5 protein-coding genes are annotated in these 4,543 nt (G+C 46.9%); all 5 read left to right on the top strand.

Going from position 1 to position 4,543, the window contains the following annotated elements:
- Positions 1 to 27: 27 nt before the first annotated feature.
- Positions 28 to 456 (top strand): DUF7768 domain-containing protein, encoded by a 429-nt coding sequence (locus RUMCAL_RS08620; RefSeq protein ID WP_021682366.1) that lies wholly within the window; start codon positions 28 to 30, stop codon positions 454 to 456.
- Positions 453 to 2,675: a phage/plasmid primase, P4 family gene (locus tag RUMCAL_RS08615; RefSeq protein WP_021682365.1), complete on the top strand. Its 2,223-nt coding sequence runs from the start codon at positions 453 to 455 to the stop codon at positions 2,673 to 2,675. The genes RUMCAL_RS08620 and RUMCAL_RS08615 overlap by 4 nt, the downstream gene beginning before the upstream one ends.
- 184 nt (positions 2,676 to 2,859) lie before the next feature.
- The gene (locus RUMCAL_RS08610; RefSeq protein ID WP_040647666.1) at positions 2,860 to 3,063 is read left to right on the top strand and encodes a hypothetical protein; all 204 of its coding nucleotides are present in this window, start codon (positions 2,860 to 2,862) and stop codon (positions 3,061 to 3,063) included.
- Positions 3,057 to 3,347: a VRR-NUC domain-containing protein gene (locus tag RUMCAL_RS08605; RefSeq protein WP_021682363.1), complete on the top strand. Its 291-nt coding sequence runs from the start codon at positions 3,057 to 3,059 to the stop codon at positions 3,345 to 3,347. Before RUMCAL_RS08610 ends, RUMCAL_RS08605 begins: the two co-directional genes overlap by 7 nt.
- On the top strand, positions 3,334 to 4,543 hold a 1,210-nt coding region (locus RUMCAL_RS08600), incomplete at its 3' end, for an SNF2-related protein (RefSeq protein ID WP_021682362.1). The genes RUMCAL_RS08605 and RUMCAL_RS08600, both read left to right, overlap by 14 nt.

Below are 4,543 nucleotides of genomic sequence, written 5' to 3'. Positions count from 1 at the left end.
CACAGAAACGGCTGAAAGGAGTATTGCATGAATCTGTATAACGCTGAGGGATACATCGATCTCACTGCTTATGAAGCACTGAGCCATATTGAACGAGAGGAACGCAGGGCGAAAAAGGCTGCCGCTTATCGACCACTGGTATACATCTGTTCTCCCTATTCCCACGGCTGCATCAATGACAATATCGAAAACGCCAGACGATACAGCCGCTTTGCAGTAGATACCCACTATGTCCCTATCGCTCCCCACTTGCTGTTTCCGCAGTTCATGGATGACAGTCTGGGCGAAGATCGTCAGACAGCGATGTTCATGAATTTGGTACTGCTGTCAAAGTGTGCCCAGCTGTGGGTGTTTGGTTCTGTGCGGTCGGAGGGTATGCAGCAGGAAATCAAATGGGCGAAGCGGCGGCATATGACCATTCGGCATTTTACAGAAGAACTGGAGGAAATAGAATGAAATTTACGCTCTATACAGCAAACTGTACCGGCAATGAAAAGAATATCCTTTATCCCAACCAAAAGGTCATTACTTCAGAAGCGGATTTGAAAAAAGCCGTTGTCTACGATCATGTCTGTGCTCAGTATGAGAATTTTGCCCGCAGTGATGCCAATTTTCTGTTGTCTGATGTAGTACCCATGGATTGTGACAACGACCATTCAGATGACCCGAAAGACTGGATCACACAGGAAAAACTGGCAAGTTTCCTCAGTGATGTTGCATTTGCAGTAACCTACAGCCGTCATCATATGCTGGCGAAAGGGAATAAATCCGCAAGACCACGTTTTCATGTATTTTTTCCGACAGCACCCTGCAACGATGCAAATTCTCATAAGGCGATAAAGCAGAAAATCCATAAGGAACTGCCGTTCTTCGACGGCAATGCACTGGATGCCTCACGTTTTCTTTTTGGCTGTCCGAGTGATGTTGTATGGCATGAAGGCAGTCTTTCCATTGAGGATTGGCTTACACTGATGAAGTCAAATCGTAACATTCCGCAGGGACAGCGAAACAGCACAATGTCTCGCATGGCTGGAAAACTGGTCAAGCGTTTTGGTGTGACTGAGGAAAGTTATCAGAAGTTCCTGGAAAAAGCAGCAGAATGCGAACCGCCGCTACCGGATGAAGAACTGGAAGCAATCTGGCACAGTGCCTGCAAATTCGGAAAAAAAGTAACCTCGCAGGAAGGATATATTTCTCCTGAAGCATACGGCAAACAGTCCTTGATTCCCGATGATTTTTCGGACGTTGGAGAGGCTCGCACATTTGTAGAAGGCTTTTCAGATGAGGTGGCATTTACCATTGCGACCGATTATCTTCGCTACAACGGAAACTATTGGGAGGAGTCAGAACACGCTGTCACCCTTGCTATGATCGAACATACAGACGTACAGCTGGCAGAGGCGGAAAAGCAGGTGGAAGCGTCACTTTTGAAACTGGAAAGCCTCGGTGTTGCAAGAGATGCAGCAATTAATGGCGGTAAAAAGTTTCGGGATAGTCTGGACGAGGAACAGATCGCCGCATACAAGGAGTATCAGTACTATGCCGCTTTCAAGGCGTTTGTCATGAAATATCGCCATGTTCGCAGTATGACCAATGCACTGGATGCCGCAAAGCCGCTTGTGCTCCACAATCCCGAAGCCCTCGACAGCAATCCCATGCTCTTGAATACCCCCGGAGGCACGTATTATCTGCCCGAAGGATTGAATGGCTGGAAGCCCACAGACCCTGCCGACCTCTTAACGAAAGTGACGGCGGTCGTTCCGAGCAATGAAGGCGAAGAACTCTGGAATGATGCGTTGCAGGTGTTCTTCTGCGGTGACCAAAGCCTGATTGACTATGTGCAGATGATTTGCGGACTTTGTATTGTGGGTAAGGTGTATTTGGAGGCGATGATTATTGCCTACGGTGACGGACGAAACGGCAAGAGTACGTTCTGGAATGTCATTTACAAGGTTCTGGGAAGTTACAGCGGTAACATTTCAGCGGACGCACTGACCGTCAATTGCAAGAGAAACGTGAAGCCGGAGATGGCGGAACTGAAAGGAAAACGGATGATTATTGCGGCAGAATTGCAAGAAGGGATGCGGCTGAACACCAGCGTGGTGAAACAGCTGTGCTCGACCGACCCGATTTTTGCCGAGAAGAAATTCAAAGCACCATTCCACTTTGAACCATCTCATACTTTGGTGCTGTATACCAATCATCTTCCAAAGGTCGGTGCATCGGATGATGGCACATGGCGGAGATTGATTGTCATTCCGTTTCACGCAAAAATTCAAGGCTCTAAGGACATCAAAAACTACACGCAGCATCTTGTGGATAACGCAGGCGGTGCAGTGCTTTCCTGGCTGATTGAGGGTGCAAGAAAGGTGATTGCGGCAAACTATCAGATCAACAGACCGCAGTGTGTTTTAGATGCAATCGGAGCCTATCGGGAAGGCAATGACTGGCTTGGAAACTTCATCAATGAATGCTGTATCGTGAATAGAAGCTATCAGGAGAAATCCGGTGAACTTTACAACAACTACAGAGAATACTGCATTGAAAATGGTGAATACATCCGCAGTACCTCTGATTTTTATGCGGCTCTGGAACAGGCAGGATACAAGAGAAAAAAGATGAGGGATGGTAAATACATCATTGGAATTCAATTGACTTATGGCATCCTCGACTAACTTGACCGGCACAAAAATACGAAAAAAGCCCCAAAAATCGGGAGTGTGCCGGTGTAAGCCGGTCATATACAGTCTTTACGCAGGCGAGAAAAAAAGTAAAAATTTCTTCTATATATAAGGCTTGTAAATGACCGGCTACGAGCGGCACAATTCCCATATTGCGTACTTTTTAGGAGGAAACATTATGTGGATCAAGAAAAATAATCTTTTGGTTAACCTTGAAAAATTTGATGCACTCTATCAGGACACATTACATCCTGAAAATCTTGTGATTATGACCGATAGGAAAAAAAGAACTCTTGCCAAAATAGATGATGTCCCAAGGGTTCTTGATGAAATAACTGAAGCTATGAAAAATGGTGAAAGTGTGTATGTACTCCCATGCTAGAAAAAATCATTGAAGAAAAACTCAAAAAGGCAGTAAAGCAAAATGGCGGTGTGTGCTGGAAATTCACGTCTCCCGGAACGGCAGGAGTTCCAGACCGCATTGTATTGATGCCTGGCGGCAGGATCGCTTTTGTGGAAGTGAAAGCACCCGGAGAGAAACCCAGACCGCTTCAACTTTCCCGGCATAAACTTCTGAGGCGATTGGGTTTTCTGGTTTATGTCTTGGATGCTTGTGAGGGCATCGAAAAAATCATCTCGGAGGTGAAAAGCGATGGAACTACATGATTATCAGAAATATGCTGTTCGCTTTATCGAAGAACATCCAATTGCAGCACTTTTTCTGGACATGGGACTTGGTAAGACGATTACAACACTGACCGCAATCCACAATTTGATGTTTGATTTGTTTGTGGTTAGAAAGGTTCTGATTATTGCACCGCTGCGAGTTGCACGGGATACCTGGTCTGCTGAAATCGAAAAGTGGGAGCACTTAAAACCGCTACGATACAGCGTTGCAGTCGGAACGGCAGAAGAACGCATTGCAGCTTTGAAGGCAGATGCCGACATCTACATCATCAATCGTGAAAATGTGGACTGGCTTGTCAGCAATACCGCCTTTGACTATGACATGGTTGTGATTGATGAACTGTCCAGTTTCAAGAACCACCAAAGCAAACGCTTCAAGGCACTGATGAAAGTTCGACCGAACGTGAAAAGAATCGTAGGTTTGACAGGCACTCCTGCCAGTAATGGTTTTATGGATTTATGGGCGGAATTTCGTCTGCTGGATATGGGGCAGCGGCTCGGCAGATTCATCGGGCAGTACCGGAACGCCTACTTCAAGCCCGATAAGCAGAACGGCTATATCGTGTATTCCTACAAATCCCTGCCCGATGCCGAAGAACGGATCTACGAAAAAATATCGGACATCACCGTTTCGATGAAAGCAGTTGACCACCTGCACATGCCGGAATTGCTTTCCAACGAATATCCCGTGCAGCTGTCCGACATGGAGCAAGAAACCTACAAGCGGTTCAAGTCTGAATTGATTCTGGAGATGCAGGATATAGAAATCACTGCTGCCAACGCTGCCGCCCTCAGCAACAAACTTTCCCAACTGGCGAATGGAGCGGTGTATGACGACACCGGAGCAGTGATTCCCATTCACAGCCGAAAGCTGGATGCACTGGAAGACCTAATAGAAGCTGCCAACGGCAAACCCGTTCTGGTGGCATACTGGTTCAAGCATGATTTGGAGCGGATTCAAGAGCGACTGCGAAAGCTGAATGTTTCCTATCAGGAAATCCAGTCCTCTGACAGTATTCGGAACTGGAACGCCGAAAGGCTGCAAGTTGGTCTAATTCACCCAGCATCTGCTGGTCATGGCTTGAATTTGCAGGCAGGCGGTTCTCACCTGATTTGGTTCGGACTGACCTGGAGTCTGGAACTCTACCAGCAGACCAACGCCAGACTGTGGCGGC

The sequence above is a fragment of the Ruminococcus callidus ATCC 27760 genome, assembly GCF_000468015.1.
Lineage (GTDB): Bacteria > Bacillota > Clostridia > Oscillospirales > Ruminococcaceae > Ruminococcus_C > Ruminococcus_C callidus.
Note: the sequence above shows the minus strand (reverse complement) of the source record. Positions and strands in the feature narration are given on the sequence as shown.

Excerpts from the sequence above, each read along its gene's own strand:
- RUMCAL_RS08620 (WP_021682366.1), top strand. The coding sequence starts at position 28 with ATGAATCTGTATAACGCTGAGGGATACATCGATCTCACTGCTTATGAA.
- RUMCAL_RS08610 (WP_040647666.1), top strand. The coding sequence starts at position 2,860 with ATGTGGATCAAGAAAAATAATCTTTTGGTTAACCTTGAAAAATTTGAT.
- RUMCAL_RS08615 (WP_021682365.1), top strand. The coding sequence starts at position 453 with ATGAAATTTACGCTCTATACAGCAAACTGTACCGGCAATGAAAAGAAT.
- RUMCAL_RS08605 (WP_021682363.1), top strand. The coding sequence starts at position 3,057 with ATGCTAGAAAAAATCATTGAAGAAAAACTCAAAAAGGCAGTAAAGCAA.